The organism is Undibacterium sp. CCC3.4 (genome assembly GCF_034347425.1).
Lineage (GTDB): Bacteria > Pseudomonadota > Gammaproteobacteria > Burkholderiales > Burkholderiaceae_D > Undibacterium.
In genome coordinates this window covers 3,249,868-3,267,461 of record NZ_CP133779.1, presented here as the reverse complement: position 1 = coordinate 3,267,461, position 17,594 = coordinate 3,249,868, and the positions used below count along the sequence as shown (strand labels likewise).

Below are 17,594 nucleotides of genomic sequence, written 5' to 3'. Positions count from 1 at the left end.
GCGCTTTGCTATTTCAGCGCTGTAAAAACGCTTTCAGTCGCGCCACCGCCTCGTGTAAATTTTCCATACTGTTGGCATATGAAAAACGCACATAGCGGGCTGCTGTCGCCGGTCCGAAATCAAGACCCGGCACAATCACCACCCCAGCTTGATTGAGCACCTGCTTGGCAAACACATCGGCATCGTCGCAAAACGGCGAACAATCGGCATACACATAGAAAGCCCCGTCCGGCATCACCGGAATACCGAAGCCAAGTTCACGCAAGGCTGGCACGATGTAATCACGACGACGCTTGAATTCTGCTTTGCGTTCTTCATACACAGCCAGTGTGGCCGGTTCAAAACAGGCCAAGGCTGCATGCTGGGCCACCGAGCTTGGACAAATGAAAAGGTTTTGCGCCAGCTTTTCAAACTCACCGACCAAGTTCGCTGGCACCACCAGCCAGCCTAGCCGCCAACCGGTCATGTTGAAGTACTTACTGAAGCTGTTAATGACAATCACATCATCGGCCAGCGCCAAGGCAGTAAATGGCGCACGGTCGTAAGATAAACCCTGGTAAATTTCATCGACTATCGTAAAGCCGCCGCGCTCCCGCACCGTGGTGATGATCTTACTCAGTTCCTGCGCATCAATCGAGTTACCGGTAGGATTCGACGGCGAAGCCAGCACCACGCCGCCGGTGGCATCACTCCAGTGCTGTCGCACCATCTCATCGCTGAGCTGAAAGTGCTGCTGCGGCCCACAGGGAACCAGCTTGGCACGCCCATCGAAAGCCGCGACAAAATGCCGATTGCACGGGTAGCAAGGATCGGGCATCAGCACTTCTGCCCTCACCTCGACCAGCGCCGCGGCCGCCAGCAACAACGCCGCTGAGGCACCGGCTGTGACGATGATGCGCTCGGCCGCTACCGCCACGCCGTACTGCGCCTGGTAATGGGCGGCGATCGCCGCGCGCAAGGCCGGAATCCCGAGTGCCGAGGTATACTGCAAGCGACCATCAGTCATCGCCTTCACCCCGGCCGCTACCACCGCCGGCGGCGCCGTAAAATCAGGCTCGCCTATCCCCATATGAATCAGGTGGCGACCTTCAGCTTCCAGGGCTGCGGCCATTTTCATCAATTCCATGACGTGAAACGGTGCGATGTCGCTCAAACGTGCGGCGAGTGGTGTGGTCATATCAGTACTTAAATAGAGGAAAGTGGAAATTCACTGCCTGCGCTTGAGGCGGAATGAAAAAAACCGCCTGTTCCCGATCACAGGAAAGGCGGCGTGAGCGACCCGAAGCCGACCGTACTGCCCTTATTTCGCCGCAACCTCAGTCGGGCGCAACTTGGCAGCGAGCTTATCAAGCACACCGTTGACATACTTATGGCCATCGATACCGCCGAATGACTTAGTCAACTCGACCGCTTCATTGATGACCACGCGATATGGAATTTCAATATGGTTTTTCAGCTCATAGGTACCGATGAGCAAAGCGGCATGCTCAATCGGCGACAATTCTTTGACGCTGCGATCGATCAGACCGGCAAACTCTTCGCGCAAAGAAACCGAATCATTGATCGCGCCGTGTAGCAAGACATCAAAATGTTCGCGATCGGCCTTGTCAAAACCATGCGCTTGACGAATATGCGCATCGATGACACCGGAATCTTCATTATTAAGCAGCCATTGGTATAAACCCTGCAGCGCGAATTCGCGGGCACGATGGCGCGGCGAACGGCTTTTACTGGGATTGGCGTGTTGTTGGGTTTTACTATTCATTTTTTTCTCTTGCTTTCACTTTAAGAAGCGCTGCTTGCAGCAGACGCGCGAATGGCGCGCCGGCCGGCCATCTGTGGCGCACTTCCTGTACTGCCGACCCGTGATCAGGCGTCGTAACCGACGTCTTCCGTGGCTTCGGCCAAATCTTCCAATGCCAGCGTCAAGTTTGCCATTTCCACGGCAACCCGGGCTGCATCAGCACCTTTTTCTTGCATGCGCACTGCTGCCTGCTCATCATTTTCGGTCGTCAGAATCGCATTGGCAATCGGCAGTCCGGTATCGAGACCGACTCGAGTAATGCCGGCGCCGGATTCATTCGAGACCAACTCAAAATGATAGGTTTCGCCACGAATAACGGCACCAAGCGCGATGAGCGCATCAAATTGATTAGTCAAGGCCAGCTTTTGCAAGGCCAATGGCACTTCCAGCGCACCTGGCACCGTTACGTGCAAAATATCTTCATTCAATACGCCGAGTCGGCTCAGCTCGGCCAAACAAGCCGTCAGCAAGCCATGCCCGACGCTTTCGTTGAAACGTGCTTGCACGATGCCGATACGTACGCCTGCACCGTCAAGATTGGATTCGTAATGTCCGACTGTCATGATCATCTTTCCCGCGCCGCAGCGCGCAATAATGGGGTTGAAAATACCGTGTGCTGCACTCAGTGAGCGTGCGGTTTGTCGAGGTAGCCGAGCACTTCCAAATTAAAACCGGTCATCGACGGCATTTTGCGCGGATTGGCCAGCAAAGTCATCTTACCGACGCCGACATCTTTAAGAATCTGCGCACCGATACCGTAAGTGCGCAAATCCATACGCGCGGCACGGCCGGCCGGCCGCGATTCAGGCGTATTCAAGGCACTGAACTGATCAAACATTTGCTGCGCCGTTTCTTCGCAATTGATCAGCACAATCACACCAGTCGGTGCCGCCTGAATCGCCTGCATGGCCGCGGCCAGATTCCAGGAGTGCGTGGTCGCGCGGCTTTCGAGTAAATCGAGAATCGAGACCGGTTGATGCACGCGCACCAACGCAGGCTCGTGCGCCACTGGGGTGCCGTGTACCAGCGCCAAATGGGCCGAACCGCTAGGCTTATCGCGATACACAATGGCTTTGAAACTGCCGTGCACGGTATGCATATCGCGTTCAGCGATACGCTCAACGATGCTCTCGGTTTGGCTGCGATAATGAATCAGATCGGCAATGCTACCGATTTTCAGCTCATGCAAACGGGCGAATTCGATCAAATCCGGCAAACGCGCCATCGTGCCATCGTCTTTCATGATTTCGCAAATCACGGCAGCCGGGGTCAAACCGGCCAACTCGGCCAAATCACAACCGGCTTCGGTATGACCGGCGCGCATCAACACCCCGCCCTTTTGGGCCTTGAGTGGAAAAATATGACCGGGCTGCACGATATCATTGGCACCCATTTTTTTATTCACCGCCACTTGCACGGTACGCGCGCGGTCGGCGGCTGAAATCCCGGTCGTCACGCCTTCGGCCGCTTCAATCGAGACGGTGAAATTGGTGCCATACGAGGTACCGTTACGGCTCGTCATCATGGCCAGATTGAGTTCGTCGCAGCGTTCTTCGGTCAAGGTAAGGCACACCAAGCCGCGACCGAATTTAGCCATGAAATTGATTGCTTCGGCGGTGACGAATTCGGCCGCCATGATGAGGTCGCCCTCATTTTCACGGTCTTCTTCATCGACTAAGATCACCATTCGACCGGCGCGCAATTCGGCGACGATTTCAAGGGTAGTAGACATGCTCATAGGGGTATCCTGAGGTGGGCCAGCTGCGGCGCTCGATGAATCTGCGTACACGGCGCGCGATGCCACCAGCTGCATATGAATGAATCCGCTATTTTAAAGGATTTCCACAGACTGTTCCTGCGCTTTCTCAGTAATTGCTGCGCTTTTTAATAATTTGACCGCCACGCTCGGCAAATTGCCCTCATTTACACCGTCAGCACAGCAGTTAACAGTGTTTTATGGTGTATTTAATAATTCAATTAACGCCGATTCTCGGCGCGGCCGCGCCCTTCTCATTTATACTGCGCCCATTCACTTCAATCAAGAGCGCGGGCGGCGCCAGACATCATGCATATTTTATTAGTGGAAGACGATACAGTTCTGGCCGAAGGCGTCTCACACATGCTGCGTGAACAAGGCATGCTGGTCGACGTCGTGCATACCGGCCGCGACGCCGTGTTCCATGCCACGCATCAGAAATACTCAGTGCTGGTACTCGACCTCGGCTTACCCGACATCGACGGCTTTGAAGTACTGCGCCAAGTGCGCCGCCACGGTGCCATACCGGTATTATTACTGACCGCGCGCGATGCCATCCTCGATCGCGTGCAAGGCTTTGAACTCGGTGCCGACGATTATCTGGTCAAACCATTTTCCACCCTGGAATTGGTGGCGCGCCTCAAGGCGCTGGTACGCCGCAGCGCCCCGGTAGCAGCCGAAATTCGCCTCGGCCAACTCACGCTGGACCCGGCCAGCAAGCGCGTCTGCGTCAACGCTCAGCCCATCGATTTATCGGTGCGCGAATGGACCCTGCTCGAATACTTGCTCAAACAAGAGTCGCGCGTGGTCTCGAAACAGCAAATCATCGACGCCATTCTGCAGCACGGCGAAGACCTCAGCGTCAATGCCATTGAAGTCTATGTCTCACGCCTGCGTATCAAGTTGCACCAAGCCGGCGTCATCATCCGTACCATTCGCGGTTTCGGCTATATGCTGGAAGAACAACAATGAGTAACGCCACACAAGGCCAAACCAGTATTCGCCGCAGCTTGTTGAAATGGTTGATCGCGCCGCTGTTACTGGTCAATATGATCGGTGGTGGCTTGGTGTACTGGTTGGCGTGGACCCCGGCCCAGATCGCCTTTGATCAAAGCCTGGCCGATACCTGCTGGGTGCTCGGCACACGCCTCACGCAAGAGCCAGACCAGCAAATCCGAGTTGATCTGCCCTCGCCGGTCGAACAAGTACTGCGCTTCGACCACTACAATACGATTTACTTCGCCATTCGTGACAGTCACCAGGCCACCCTCGCCGGCGACCGTGACTTCCCGCTGCTGCCACCACCGCCGACACTGCGAGAGCCGCATTTCTTCAATGGCAAGATGCGTGGCGAAGAAATTCGCATCGTCAATATCAGCTTTACCATCGGCGACCAGACGATACTGATACAGGCTGCCGAAACCCTGAAAAAACGCAATGCGATTCAAGCGCGCATCATCACGGCACTCATGCTCATCGAGGGTTTGTTGACGATTTTTTTGCTCGGCGTGGCGTGGATGGCGGTAACCAAAGGCTTACTGCCGCTGAAAAATATTCAGACCGATCTCAATGCGCGCAATTTCGATGAATTGTCTGCCTTGCCGGTACAAGAAACCGCGCTCGAACTCAGTCCGGTCGTCAGCGCGATTAACCGTTTATTGAGAAAAATCGAAATCGGCAGCCATGCCCAGCAAGAATTTCTAGCCAACATCGCGCACCAATTGCGCACACCCTTAGCCGGGCTGAAAGCCCAAATCGAATGGTTGCAAGAGAAATATGCCGATGAAACGCATACCGCTCGCTCGGTCGCGCTGATGATGATGTCGACCGAACGCATGATTCGTCAAACCAATCAATTACTCGCCTTAGCCAGAGCCGAGCCGAGCAAGTTTGAAAAAAACCGCCTCGAAGCGCTTTCGCTCGAACTCATCGTCACCGATTGCATGCCCAATTTTTTAGCGGCAGCCGATCGTAAACACATCGACCTCGGCTTCAATCTGCAAGCCGCCACGATCTTTGCCGATGCCTTCTTGCTGCGCGATTTGATTGAAAACCTGATCGACAATGCCCTCAGTTACACCCAAGCCGGCGGCATCGTCACAGTCAGCACCGAAACGCGCGCCGATGCCGTGATTTTCTCGGTCGAAGACAATGGGCCCGGCATACCCGAAGCCGAACGCGCACTGGTTTTTCAACGCCATTACCGCATCAACGAAAGCAGTCAGAACAAAGTCAGTGGCAATGGCATAGGCTTAGCCATCGTCGCCGACATCGTCAAAGATCATAATGCCCACATCAGCATTGCTGATGCGGCCGGCGGCGGCACCCTGTTTGCGGTGCTGTTTCCGCGCCAAAAAGATTAGAGCAATATTGGCGCATTGGTCCACGCATACGTACTGAGGTGTTGATGGGTGAACGGGCAAGCTATGGCGATCAAATACAAAAGGCTTGTCAGTCGATAACATTACCCCAACTGCCAGGGAAGCGCACGTCGGCGACGGAAAATATTGCAAGCCGAATTGCGATCACGATCATGTATCGGCTGCCGTACCAGTGCTGGCCTCACTCTTAATCTTGGTGGCCCGGGGCGGAATCGAACCACCGACACAAGGATTTTCAATCCTATCTGTTACCGTTGCTTTATCCAACTATCACCAGCAAAACAAGCACTTGACAGTTGCTTGACGTAATCTCGAACTGCTCATTTCATTTGCGGACATTAACGCCTTTCTTAGAGGCGACGCTTTTCTTAGCAGTTACACCCTGAAGTGGGCCTTTCGTTGTTACACGCTTAAGTGGAGCTTTCGCTGTCACACCCATGTCGCGAATTAATACATCAGCAGGGATATTCATGCCAGCGTTTAAGTTTCGAATCATGCGTAAAGTTAACGTTCTGCTACGGGCCATAACTTCATATACACGACTTGTATTGCCAATCATAGGAGCCAAATCTTTTGGGGTTTTTCCTTGTTGGTCCATTCTAAATTTAATGGCCTCAATAGGATCTGGCGGAGCAATTGGATAATGCTCCTGCTCATAACGCTCAACGAGCATCATGAGAATTTCGAAACGATCCCCGTCAGGTGTGCCTGGAATTGGTTGGTCATCAAAAAAAGCCGAAACTTCGCTTAATGCGGTTTTGTACTCTCCACTGGTTCTCAGTATTTTAAGTTCCATATCACACCTTCATTTCTATAGTTGCGGCATTCACCTTATCGTATTCCGCGTGGGTGCCAATAAACTTAATGTAGACGGCACCAAATTGGTACGCGACGGAAGTAATTAATCGATAGGAATTTCCTTTAATATTAAATACAACACGATCATTGCCTACAAAACTAGCGTTGGCGTATTGATTTTTAATATCTTGCGGCGTTTTCCAAGAGGCATGTTCCACTTCTGCATGCCATGCCTTCAGTGGCTGCTCTGCATCTGGGCAATTCGTCCAAAAAGCGACAAGCTGATTTTTAGAAAATATTCTCATAGGCTTAAGTGTAGTCCCATTTTGGGACTTACGCAAATTGTTGCCATATATAGCAGTCGTTGCTAATTGATGAATTTACCAGTTTCACCAATCAGGGAAAACATAAGAACATAAGAAGCCTCCGGCGGTGTGCGCCACTACAGTCTTGTCAGATACCGAGCGTTTCAGGCTATAACTTAGAAAATGCTTTGGATAAACTGGGAGACGTGAATTTGTCCGACCAGTGCCTCGCTGACGCGATAAATATCTCGGCGGTTTGCGGCGTGTTCGAAGCGCGATATGGCTGCACCGGAAGCCAATGCAGCACCTTGATCGAATGGTAAACGTGCTGTACCAAGTTTGAACATAGGGTCGTGACGCAGCGTATTGGCGTCGTTACCGTCTTCATCAAAAATCTGACCAGGGTTTGAAACCCCGGCCTTCAGAGGCTGTCGCAAAAGGGTATTGAGTCGGTATCATTACCCCAACTGGTGGCCACGTCATTCCTGCGCGCTTTTGGCAGGAACCCAGCGGCGTTCGTGCTTAACTGAAAATGCCAGAAATTGTGGCATTTTCAGTGTAAAAAACGACGCTGGGTTCCCGCCAAAAGCATGCGGGAATGACGAGATATGCGGTGTTTCAGATAAAAAAAACGTCCTCCAGGCTTTTGCGACAGCCGCTGAAGGACCGAGCTTTCCGCTCAGATCTGGTAAATTAAACGTGAGAATGAAGCAGATTGTGCTCACTGCTACCGAGCACAGGAAAAATACTGCTACTTGTCAGCAAACTGTCAGCTTGACGTCATGCTCCCGACAGCTTGGCTTGCGACAATGATCGCACTTACTGTGAGATCACCATGCCCCCTTCTTTCCCTATCCGACCGGCCTTACGCCGTTCTTTGTTATGCGCCGCATTCGGCAGCTTACTCCTCGGCTGCACCTGCCAAGCACAGACCAGTCAGAGCGACAGCGCCTGCATGAGCATTCCCGAACTGAGCTTACAACAAGCCTTGCAACTGGCGCTGTCATGTAACCATGATCTGAAAAGCGCCCGCATCGCCATCGACAGCGCCGCGGCCGCCAGCACCATTGCCGCAGCCGCGCCCAACCCCAGCATGACGATACAAACGGCCGGCATCAATCCGCACCTGGGCATCGGTGCCGCTGGCTTACGCAGTAAAACAGTCGACAGCACTTGGCGCATCGATCAGTTGATCGAACGCGGTGGCAAGCGCGAACTGCGCAGCGCCAATGCCGAATTACTGCTGCAAGCCAGTCGCCACGATGCCAGCGACACCCGCAGGCAGTTACGTCAAGCCGCCAGCGCTGCGTATTTCGATTTAATTGCAGCACAATACAAACTCGCCATCAGCCGCACCACCAGCACGCTGTTCAAGTCCACCGTCGCCGCTGCCAATGCACGTCAACAAGCCGGCGACCTGGCCGGTGCCGACGCCGCCCGCATCCGTATCGATGCGCTGCGTGCCGCCAGCGATGCACGCCAAGCAGCGGCCGACTTGTTGCGCACGCAAAGCGCCTTGCTGATCATGTTAGGCGTCGACGGCGACCCGCAGCTGCTGCGCGCCATCGATGATTGGCCCGGCATGCCGAGCTTGCCGCTACCGGCCAGTAATGAGTCCATGCTGGCACAACGGGCTGATGTCAAAGCCGCGCAAGCACGCGTCGAAGCCGCCATAGCAGGACGCAATCTGGCACTGGCAGCCAAGACGCGTGATATTTCGGTCGGTGTACAGTTTGAACATTACCCCACCAGCCTCGGCAACCAACAAGGCTCGGGCAACAGTTACGGGGTTTCAGTACAAATTCCTTTATTTACCCGTTACGAATTTCAAGGCGAAATACGAGCCGCCGAAGCGGCGCTCGATGCCGCGCGCGACAATCTCGACAAAACCCGCGCCGCCGCGCGCGCCGATTGGCTGTTAGCAATTGAGACGCAAGCCGCCGCCAGCGAGCAGGTCATGCGCTTTCGAAGCGAATTACTGCCGGCCGCCCGGCTGTCGGCCGAAGCGGCTGAATACGCTTTCAAACACGGTGCCTTGGCGGTAATGGATGTACTCGATGCGCGCCGCATCTACCGCGCCACCGAAATGGATGCCATCAACGCACAAAGCGATTTAGCCAAAGCACAAGCGATGCTCAACACGACAATTTTGGAACTGGATAAATAATGACCCTCGCAAACAAGCCAACGCTGCTGTGCGCCACCCTCGCCCTGCTGTGCCTGTGCGCCTGCAGCAATAAAAATGCGGCACCGGAAACGCCGAAAGCCGCCGCTGCCGCCCATCCGGGCAGCATCAACTATCCAGTCAATGCGCCGCAACTGAGCATGATCAAAGTCAACCCACTCAAACTGCAAGCCCTGCCGGCTGCCGACACCATGAATGGCCGCCTCAGCTACGATGAAAATCTTACGGCACGCGTGAGCTCACCGGTATTGGGACGATTGCTCAGCGCACCGGTGGAAATCGGCGATACCATCAAGAAAGACGCCACCTTGGCTCTGCTCGACTCACCCGACTTGGCCGCAGCCGATGCCGACTGGGCCAAAGCCAAAGCCGATGAAACCCGCAAACAACTGACACTCACACGTTCACAACAATTGTTTGAACACGAAGTCATCGCCCGCAAAGACCTCGAGGGTGCCCAAGCCGATTACCAACAAGCGGCCGCCGAAACGCGTCGCGCCGCGCTGCGCATGCGTAACCTCAAAGCAGTCGGGAATGAAAACGGCAGCTTCGCGCTCAAAGCGCCGATCGCCGGCATGATCGCCGACAAGCAAGTTAATCCCGGCATGGAAGTACGCCCCGATGCAGCAGCGCCGCTGTTTGTAATCAGCGATCTCAGCCATCTGTGGGTAGTGATTGACGTTCCCGAAGCTTACCTCGGACAAGTTCAAATCGGCCAGAAGCTGGCATTGGAGTTCGATGCCTATCCGAACCAACTGTTTAGCGCCGAAGTGGCGCGAGTCGGACTGGCACTTGATCCCAGCACACGTCGCATCCAAGTCCGCGGTGTGGTTTCCAACCGCGACATGAAGCTGCGCCCGGAAATGTTCGCCAAAGTTTCCTTCCTCGCCGCCGGCGACAAGCAAGGCTACCGCATTCCCAACACCGCCCTCATCGTCGAAGGGCTGTACAGCTATTTGTTCGTGGAAAAACGTGCCGGCGAATTCGAGAAACAAAAAGTACATATACAAAGCAAGGGGCGCGACGCCAGCTTTGCCGATGCCGAACAAAATCCCGCCTTGAGCGAAAACCTGAACATTGTCAGCGAAGGTGCCTTGTTACTCAATGCCGAGGTAGCCACCCATGCTCAATAAATTTGTCGACTTCGTGCTGACTCAGCGCGTCTTCGTGCTGCTGCTCACGCTCGCCTTGGTGGTACTCGGCTACCGTTCGCTCAGCAATTTGCCGATCGAAGCCTTTCCCGATGTGCAGGATGTACAAGTCCAGATCGTCACCCAATTCACCGGCCAAGCCGCCGAAGAAGTCGAGCGCGCGGTGACCTTACCGATAGAACGAGAAATGAGCGGCGTGCCGGGGCAAACCCAGTTGCGTTCGGTCTCGATCACCGGCTTATCGGTGGTGACGCTGAGCTTTGAAGATGGCACCGACGATTATTTTGCCCGCCAACAGGTACTCGAACGCTTACAAAACGTCACTCTGCCAAGCGGCATACAAGCCAGTATCGCGCCACTCTCAACCGCAGTCGGCGAAATTTATCGCTACGTGATCGATGCCCCGGCCGGAATGTCGGAAAACGATATCCGCACCTTGCAAGATTGGGTGATTCGGCCGGAATTGCGCATGGTCTCCGGCGTCGCCGACGTGGTCAGCTTCGGCGGCACAGTCAAAGAATACCAGGTGCAGGTCAATCCCGATGCACTCAAGCGCTATGGCGTAACCCTGGACCAGGTCAGCCTGGCCCTGACCAACAACAGCAGCAATGTCGGCGGCGGCGCAATACGCCGCGGCGATGAAGCCTTGATCGTGCGCGGCGTTGGCCTGTTCGAGCACAAGGAAGACTTAGGGCGCGTCATCATCGCCGCCAAAAACGGTAAGACGGTCTTGGTATCGGATGTGGCGGCGATAGAAATCGGCAGCCGCCCACGCTCCGGCATCGTCTCCCTCAACCAAGGTGACAGCTATGTGCTAGGCATCATACAGATGACCAAAGGTGGCAATGCCGCCAAAATCATCGCCGAACTGAAGAAAAAAATCGCTCTGGTGAATGCCAAATTGCCGCCCGGCGTGAAACTGCATGAAATTTACGACCGCACCGAACTGCTCAACCACACCGTCAAGACGGTAGTCGAAAATCTGTTGGTCGGTGCCCTGTTGGTGATAAGCATCCTGATCATTTTTCTGCGCAACTGGCGCGCCGCGCTGATCGTGGTGACCGTCATTCCACTTTCGCTGCTGTGCGCTTTCATCATGCTCGATTTGCGCCACATCCCGGCTAACCTGATCTCACTCGGCGCGGTCGACTTCGGCATCATCATCGACAGTGCCGTAGTGTTGGTGGAAGCCTTAATGGTCAGACTGGCCCTCAAACAGCACGAACAACATGGTAATCTATTCTTGTGGCGCAAGCACATACTGAAGGAAACCGTGGTCGAAATGGGCCACCCTATTCTGTTTGCTAAAGCCATTATCATCGTCGCCTTCATTCCTATTTTCACATTTCAACGCGTGGAAGGAAAAATCTTCTCGCCAGTTGCGCTGACTTTGAGCTTCGCCATGCTCGGTGCATTGATACTGACGATGACGCTGATTCCTACCTTGCTGACGCTATCGATGAAACACCACAGCCTGGCCGAACGCCATAGCCTCTGGATGAGCAATCTGCAAAACTGGTACCGTAGCAGCTTGCAAGGCGCAGAAAAACGTAAAACTGCCGTGCTCGGCACATCGGGCCTGCTATTGGCGCTCACGCTGGGTTTGGCACCGCAACTCGGCAGTGAATTTTTACCAAAGCTCGATGAAGGCAATATCTGGCTCACTGTCAGTCTGCCGCCCTCGACCGCACTGGAAAAAACCAAAGAAATCGAACGCCAGGTACGTGCCATTTTGCTCAGCTATCCGGAAGTCCGCCAAGTTGTGGCACAAGTCGGCCGCCCCGATGACGGCACCGATCCTAAGGGACCGAACAATATGGAAATTTTGGCCGATCTGAAGCCACGCAGCGAATGGAAATTCGCCAGCAAAGAAGATTTAATCGAAAACATGAGTGCTAAAATTGCCGTCTTACCCGGTGTGCCGACCAATTTTTCGCAAGTCATTCAAGATAATGTCGAAGAATCGCTGTCAGGGGTGAAAGGGGAAATTGCCATCAAATTGTTCGGCCCTGACCTCGATGTATTGACACAAAAAAGTGAACAAATCGCGGCCATACTCAAACAAATACGTGGCGCGGCCGACGTCGAAGCGGTAAAAATCGGCGGCCAGAGCGAGCTCAACATCGTCATCGACCGAGAAAAAATCGCTCGCCTCGGCATTAACGTCAGCGATGTCAACAACACCATACAAACCGCGCTGGCCGATACACCGGTCAACAGTTTCTATGAGGGTGACAAACGTTTCGACATCACCATTCGCCTCAAAGCTTCCGAACGTGAATCGATCGACCACATCGGCCGCTTGCAAATCAATCTGCCTAACGGTGCCGGCACCATCGCCCTGGCCGACCTGGCACACATCAGCCAACGGCAAGGCCCCGGTCGTATCAGTCGCGAAGCCGGCGTGCGCAATGCCTCAGTCAAAGCCAATCTGCTCGGCCGCGACCAAGGCAGTTTCGTCGCCGAAGCCCAGCAAAAAGTGCGCGAACAAGTCCATCTGCCGCCCGGTTATACCGTCATCTGGGGTGGCCAGTTTGAAAACCAGGAACGTGCCGTGAAACGCCTGGAAGTGATCGTGCCGATCACCATTTTCCTCATCTTCTCGCTGCTGTTCTGGGCCTTCCGCTCGGTGCGCATGGCCTTGCTGATACTGGTCATGCTACCGCTGACGATGATCGGCGGTATCGCCGGACTGGCGCTGGCCGGCTTGCATTTTTCCGTCTCGGCAGCGGTCGGTTTCATTGCCGTGGCCGGCATTTCGGTACAAAACGGTGTGATCATGCTCGAGCAAATTCTCGATTTTGAAAAGCACCAGCCGGCCGACTATCCGAGCGCTATCGAAGGTGCGGTCGCCCGTTTGCGACCGATACTGATGACAGCCTTGATGGCCGGCCTCGGTCTGTTACCAGCGGCACTGTCGCATGGCATCGGTTCTGAAACCCAGCGGCCGTTTGCCGTCGTGATCGTCGGCGGCATCGTCTCGGCCACCGTATTCACCTTGCTATTGCTGCCGCTGATTTATACCTTGTTCAAAGATACCCCGAAAGAAGAGTAAACCTGGTCACGGCACATATTAATCGAGTGCAAGCTTGCAACACCAGTAGTCAGTCGAGTTAATTTCCGGTTTGACTTGGCTTGACTGAATACGCTGATTATGCGCATAATCAGCGCATCATCAGCACATCATCAGCACAATGGAGAGATATAATGTCAGCACGGTTCAGCGTAGTTCTATCGGATGATCTCAACCGAGACATAGATAAAGCCGTAGAGGCAAACGAAACTAACAAGAGTGAGTTGTTACGCAAGGCGCTGCAACTCTATCTTGCGGCGCTCGATGGCAAAGGGCGCGGCCTGAAATTAGGTTTGGTTGATCCTAAAACCGAAAAAATGCAAACGGAGTTTATTGGCCTATGAGTAACAGCATTGACCTGAACAGCCCACCACCAAATCACAACTACAGCATTAAAGTTGACCCAAAAGAAACGAACGGCGAACGCACAGTTCGCCTGTTCAAGGATGTCGCTTTATTTTTGGTAGCAATCTGTTTCGTTATCTTGCTTGCTTTCCTCTGCTACAGCACACTGACATCGAGTACCACCACAGCGGAAGAAAAAAAATGGGCAATGTCGATACTATCCGGTGCCGCCGGTGGCATTATCGGCTAGCTGCTACGCAAATAGAAATTTGCTATTGAACGTACGATAGAAAATCAAGCACACCCTTCAACATACCTCAGTTGCCTCAGCCGCTTACCTGTACCGGCAGCGACGGTACAGGCAGCTCACATGCGGCTGACAAACCCAGTTGTATAATGCTAAGCTGCAGGTCCCGACCAACTGACTGAGACAATACGCATGCTGGAATTACGCCCGAACTGCGAACACTGCGACATCGATTTAGCGCCCGCCTCCGAGGCTGCGCGCATCTGCAGTTATGAATGTACCTTTTGTGCCGCTTGCGCCGAACACGTCTATGCCGATATTTGCCCGAATTGCCAAGGCCGCTTGGTGCCGCGTCCGATACGACCGGCAGCAAAACTGCTGAAAGATCCGGCCTCGACGCGGCGCGTACACCGTCCCTGAATTAAGCCAGCGCCCGCCCGCCCATCACCACGATCGCTCCCCATGTCCAGTTCCAGTTTCAGTTTAAGCCCGCGTCATCTTCTGACCGCCCTCACCGTCATCATCCTGTGGGGTATGAACTTTGTCGTCATTAAAATCGGCCTCAAAGGCATTCCACCATTTCTGATGGGAAGCCTGCGCTTCGCCTTGGTCGCCTTTCCGGCCATCCTGTTCATCCCGCGTCCGCGCGTTCCACTACGCTTACTGATCGGCTATGCCTTGGCAATCAGCCTGGGCCAATTCGCCTTCCTGTTTTCCGCCATGGCCGTCGGCATGCCGGCTGGATTGGCTTCGCTGGTACTGCAGGCGCAGGCATTTTTTACGGTTGGCTTTTCTGCCCTGGTATTCGGCGACAAGCTTCGCGCCAGCAATTTGTGCGGCATGCTGGTAGCAGCACTGGGCCTGCTGTTACTGGCCAGCGCCAGTCTGAGCAATGCTACCGCGCCGGTCAGTTTACCGGGCTTTCTGCTGACGCTGTGCGCGGCGTTGTCTTGGGCCGCCGGGAATGTCATCAATAAAAAAATCGGCCCGACCGCCGTGCTCAGCCTGGTATCGTGGAGCGCGCTGGTGCCGATCTTGCCATTCTTTGCGCTGTCCTGGTGTTTCGAAGGCTGGCCTCTGATACACAGCAGCCTCGTCAATCTGAGTCTGCCATCGGCGCTGACCATCGTTTATCTGGCCTTCGCCGCCACCTTAATCGGTTACACCTTATGGGGCAAATTACTCGGTGCCCTGCCGACTCACTTGGTGGCACCACTGACGCTGATGGTACCGGTAATCGGCCTCACGGCCGCCTGGCTATTGCTCGGCGAAGCGCTGTCGGCACGCCAGATCGGCGGCGCCTTGGTGATCATGCTGGGTTTGCTGATCAATGTATTCGGGCAGCGTCTGTTACAAAGTGTGAAGACGGTCTGGCGCTAACTGCTGCCGAACACATCTCCCTGACTCGGCATTAGACAGCGAATCGATGAGTTCACTGGCTGTGGCCGATTACACTTCATCATCTTGGGCAAAATAAGGCACCAGCACAAGCCATCGCAGCGTCATAAATGAACGTTTTTTGAAAGATAAAGCAGCGCTGAGAGATCTTTAATATCAGTGTATTTTTCAGACTGCGCACTGATCAATCGTTCATCTTGCTGCCATGCGCTTACTCTTTATAAAAAGATATTTCATGCCACGCATCTCTGGATACTCGCCGCCATCTCAAATTGCCCATTCACAAATTTCGCCAGCTTCCGCAAGGGCACATCTCAGCATCGTCAGTCAATTGACTACAACGTTCAATATCAATGATACCTTAGCTGGAGCAATAGCATTCCCAGCTTCCTCTTCCACATACCTGCCCCAAATTGATAAAAGCACGCAAACCTCGCACTCCGATGAACTGCGTGCCGCGACATTAGCCAATATTGCAGACCTTTTCAAAGGTGCAGATAACCAGATGGACGTTGGAAAACGCCAAAACCAAGAGTTGGCATGGGAATTTGAACAAAAGTCTACGGTCACATGCAACCAAGGAAGCACGGCAGGCGATTGTGTCTGCCTGCCGCCGGATGTTCTCGTTTATAAAGTCAAGAAAGGAAATGCTTTTGAGCTTGCCTATAACTGTCCAGAGCTAAATGGCACTGGATTTGGTGGAATTCGCAACCTCCCACCAGATCAATTGGCGACGATTATGGATAGTTATGCGGTAGCCGCAGCGGAAATAAAACAAACTTGCAAAGAAAATGGCGAGCAAGTATTGTTGCTGATTGCAAATTCCGGGCGAGAAGCTGCGCGTCGTGTCGATGGCGCTTACGCGATCACGGACAACAGTAAGATGATCTGGGAGAAAGCCTTCATTGCGGATAGATGTGCAGAACAATTCGGCTCGCTGCTGCGACCTTGCTATGCAGATTCCCTCGATAAATTCACAAGGTCTTATTTGGCTCAGATTGATGCGGCAGAAGCGCAATTCCAAGCAGGATGCATCAACCATAATCAATTGCAAAAGGCGCGTAAACAGGCACACGATGCCGCAACGATAAACATGGAAACATATGCGTATCAAGCCTTGGCCTTACTTGGCTACAGCCGTGATGTCAGCGAATGTTGCAATATTGATAACGGACGTCCCTATTTATTCGGGCGACCCGTCAACGGTTTGATCAACGATAGGGCAGCACTTAATTTAAGTAAAACAGAAGGAAAGGTACTCGACTATACAAAATTCGCCCTCATCAATGTCAGCGTTGATGAGGGCGTCAATAAATTCGCTGCAGCCCTAGCCAGAGAAAAATTTCATCTCAGCGCGGAGGCCGCCGCGCTGCCGACAATAGCCAAACTCAGAGGTTTCACCTATGACGTAGGAGGACTTGACCAACTATTCCATTTCAAAAAAGGCTGCGAAGAAGATCCTACACTCAGAACACAGCTTTCGGACGATGAACTCGCCACACTCCGCCTGAGCTATTTCAGAGCAGTTAGCGAATCTGAGGGCATAGCCGGTGTATCGACTGCGCTGAAAGAATTTCTTGCCTTGGGCTTAAAGCCACTTTTCAAACCAAATGGTACCGGACAAAGTAAAGGCATCATCGGCTACCGAACCGGCGAATCAGCGGAAGACTTCGCACATCGCTTTGAAACGAATCTAAACGACATCGAACGAGATTTTGGCAAAGGAGCTGGCTATCCCTTTTTTGTCATGCCACTATTGAGTTTAGCTGAAACAAGCGCAGGCGAAATGTATGACTTACGATTTGCGACCTACCAAAAAATTAATAGCGAAGGCCAAGCAAGGATTCATTCCATCCCGCTTATTTTAAAGAAAGAACCCGCGAAAACGCTCAAAGAAAAACAGCAGATTGCCGAATTTTCACCCACCAACGTCAGCTTCGCGGTCGCCAAAACAGGTCGCCCAGGAACTGACTTCATCGTTCCATTATGCACCGAAAGCGGACTCAAGCAAGCTGGGCTGAGCAAAGAACAAGCCTTGAGTATGAGTCTTTACTTCAGTTCATTTCAAAATTGGCTACTCACAAACAAGTATCCGCGCTCGCTTAGCACTCGCGATTAAGCAATTCATGCCGCCACGGATACCAAGCGATG

General features: G+C 53.5%; 15 protein-coding genes and 2 pseudogenes. 10 read left to right on the top strand and 7 right to left on the bottom strand.

Annotation, left to right across the window (positions count from 1 at the left end):
* Positions 1 to 13: 13 nt before the first annotated feature.
* From RHM61_RS14665 to ribBA, 4 genes are all read right to left on the bottom strand, one after another.
* Positions 14 to 1,177, bottom strand: coding sequence for a pyridoxal phosphate-dependent aminotransferase (locus tag RHM61_RS14665; RefSeq protein WP_322248040.1), 1,164 nt, complete (start codon positions 1,175 to 1,177; stop codon positions 14 to 16).
* A gap of 123 nt (positions 1,178 to 1,300) precedes the next feature.
* Positions 1,301 to 1,765: a transcription antitermination factor NusB gene (nusB, locus tag RHM61_RS14660; RefSeq protein ID WP_322248039.1), complete on the bottom strand. Its 465-nt coding sequence runs from the start codon at positions 1,763 to 1,765 to the stop codon at positions 1,301 to 1,303.
* A 104-nt stretch (positions 1,766 to 1,869) separates the two neighbouring features.
* Positions 1,870 to 2,367 carry a 6,7-dimethyl-8-ribityllumazine synthase gene (ribH, locus tag RHM61_RS14655; protein WP_322248038.1) on the bottom strand — a complete coding sequence of 166 codons (498 nt, stop codon included), beginning with the start codon at positions 2,365 to 2,367 and terminating at the stop codon, positions 1,870 to 1,872.
* 59 nt (positions 2,368 to 2,426) lie between these two features.
* Positions 2,427 to 3,542 (bottom strand): bifunctional 3,4-dihydroxy-2-butanone-4-phosphate synthase/GTP cyclohydrolase II, encoded by a 1,116-nt coding sequence (ribBA, locus tag RHM61_RS14650; protein WP_322248037.1) that lies wholly within the window; start codon positions 3,540 to 3,542, stop codon positions 2,427 to 2,429.
* Between the two features lie 327 nt (positions 3,543 to 3,869).
* On the opposite strand from ribBA, the gene RHM61_RS14645 reads away from it, so the two are divergent.
* Together RHM61_RS14645 and RHM61_RS14640 are read left to right on the top strand one after the other, a co-directional pair.
* Positions 3,870 to 4,532, top strand: coding sequence for a response regulator transcription factor (locus RHM61_RS14645; protein WP_322248036.1), 663 nt, complete (start codon positions 3,870 to 3,872; stop codon positions 4,530 to 4,532).
* Complete coding sequence (locus tag RHM61_RS14640) at positions 4,529 to 5,923, top strand: sensor histidine kinase (protein WP_322248035.1); 1,395 nt, start codon at positions 4,529 to 4,531, stop codon at positions 5,921 to 5,923. The genes RHM61_RS14645 and RHM61_RS14640 overlap by 4 nt, the downstream gene beginning before the upstream one ends.
* A gap of 460 nt (positions 5,924 to 6,383) precedes the next feature.
* Here RHM61_RS14640 and RHM61_RS14635 read toward each other — a convergent pair.
* The 3 genes and pseudogenes from RHM61_RS14635 to RHM61_RS14625 form a co-directional block, all read right to left on the bottom strand.
* Positions 6,384 to 6,737, bottom strand: a pseudogene (locus RHM61_RS14635) (helix-turn-helix domain-containing protein); the annotation flags it as partial.
* A 1-nt stretch (position 6,738) separates the two neighbouring features.
* Positions 6,739 to 7,044, bottom strand: a complete 306-nt coding sequence (locus RHM61_RS14630) for a type II toxin-antitoxin system HigB family toxin (protein ID WP_322248034.1) — start codon at positions 7,042 to 7,044, stop codon at positions 6,739 to 6,741.
* Positions 7,045 to 7,256: 212 nt separating this feature from the next.
* Positions 7,257 to 7,430: pseudogene (locus tag RHM61_RS14625) on the bottom strand (transposase); the annotation flags it as partial.
* A gap of 449 nt (positions 7,431 to 7,879) precedes the next feature.
* On the opposite strand from RHM61_RS14625, the gene RHM61_RS14620 reads away from it, so the two are divergent.
* The 8 genes from RHM61_RS14620 to RHM61_RS14585 all read left to right on the top strand — a co-directional run bounded on the left by RHM61_RS14620 (position 7,880) and on the right by RHM61_RS14585 (position 17,562).
* Positions 7,880 to 9,211, top strand: coding sequence for a TolC family protein (locus RHM61_RS14620; RefSeq protein WP_322248033.1), 1,332 nt, complete (start codon positions 7,880 to 7,882; stop codon positions 9,209 to 9,211).
* A complete protein-coding gene (locus RHM61_RS14615) occupies positions 9,211 to 10,362 on the top strand; it encodes an efflux RND transporter periplasmic adaptor subunit (protein WP_322248032.1) in 1,152 nt (383 codons plus the stop codon). The genes RHM61_RS14620 and RHM61_RS14615 overlap by 1 nt, the downstream gene beginning before the upstream one ends.
* Complete coding sequence (locus tag RHM61_RS14610) at positions 10,352 to 13,435, top strand: CusA/CzcA family heavy metal efflux RND transporter (RefSeq protein ID WP_322248031.1); 3,084 nt, start codon at positions 10,352 to 10,354, stop codon at positions 13,433 to 13,435. The genes RHM61_RS14615 and RHM61_RS14610 overlap by 11 nt, the downstream gene beginning before the upstream one ends.
* Before the next feature lie 152 nt (positions 13,436 to 13,587).
* Positions 13,588 to 13,797, top strand: a complete 210-nt coding sequence (locus RHM61_RS14605; RefSeq protein WP_322248030.1) for a ribbon-helix-helix domain-containing protein — start codon at positions 13,588 to 13,590, stop codon at positions 13,795 to 13,797.
* A complete protein-coding gene (locus tag RHM61_RS14600; protein WP_322248029.1) occupies positions 13,794 to 14,048 on the top strand; it encodes a hypothetical protein in 255 nt (84 codons plus the stop codon). The genes RHM61_RS14605 and RHM61_RS14600 overlap by 4 nt, the downstream gene beginning before the upstream one ends.
* A 189-nt stretch (positions 14,049 to 14,237) precedes the next feature.
* Positions 14,238 to 14,465, top strand: a complete 228-nt coding sequence (locus tag RHM61_RS14595) for a DUF1272 domain-containing protein (protein WP_322248028.1) — start codon at positions 14,238 to 14,240, stop codon at positions 14,463 to 14,465.
* 42 nt (positions 14,466 to 14,507) lie between these two features.
* The gene (locus tag RHM61_RS14590) at positions 14,508 to 15,425 is read left to right on the top strand and encodes an EamA family transporter (protein ID WP_322248027.1); all 918 of its coding nucleotides are present in this window, start codon (positions 14,508 to 14,510) and stop codon (positions 15,423 to 15,425) included.
* 253 nt (positions 15,426 to 15,678) lie between these two features.
* Positions 15,679 to 17,562 (top strand): hypothetical protein, encoded by a 1,884-nt coding sequence (locus RHM61_RS14585; RefSeq protein WP_322248026.1) that lies wholly within the window; start codon positions 15,679 to 15,681, stop codon positions 17,560 to 17,562.
* Positions 17,563 to 17,594: the final 32 nt, after the last annotated feature.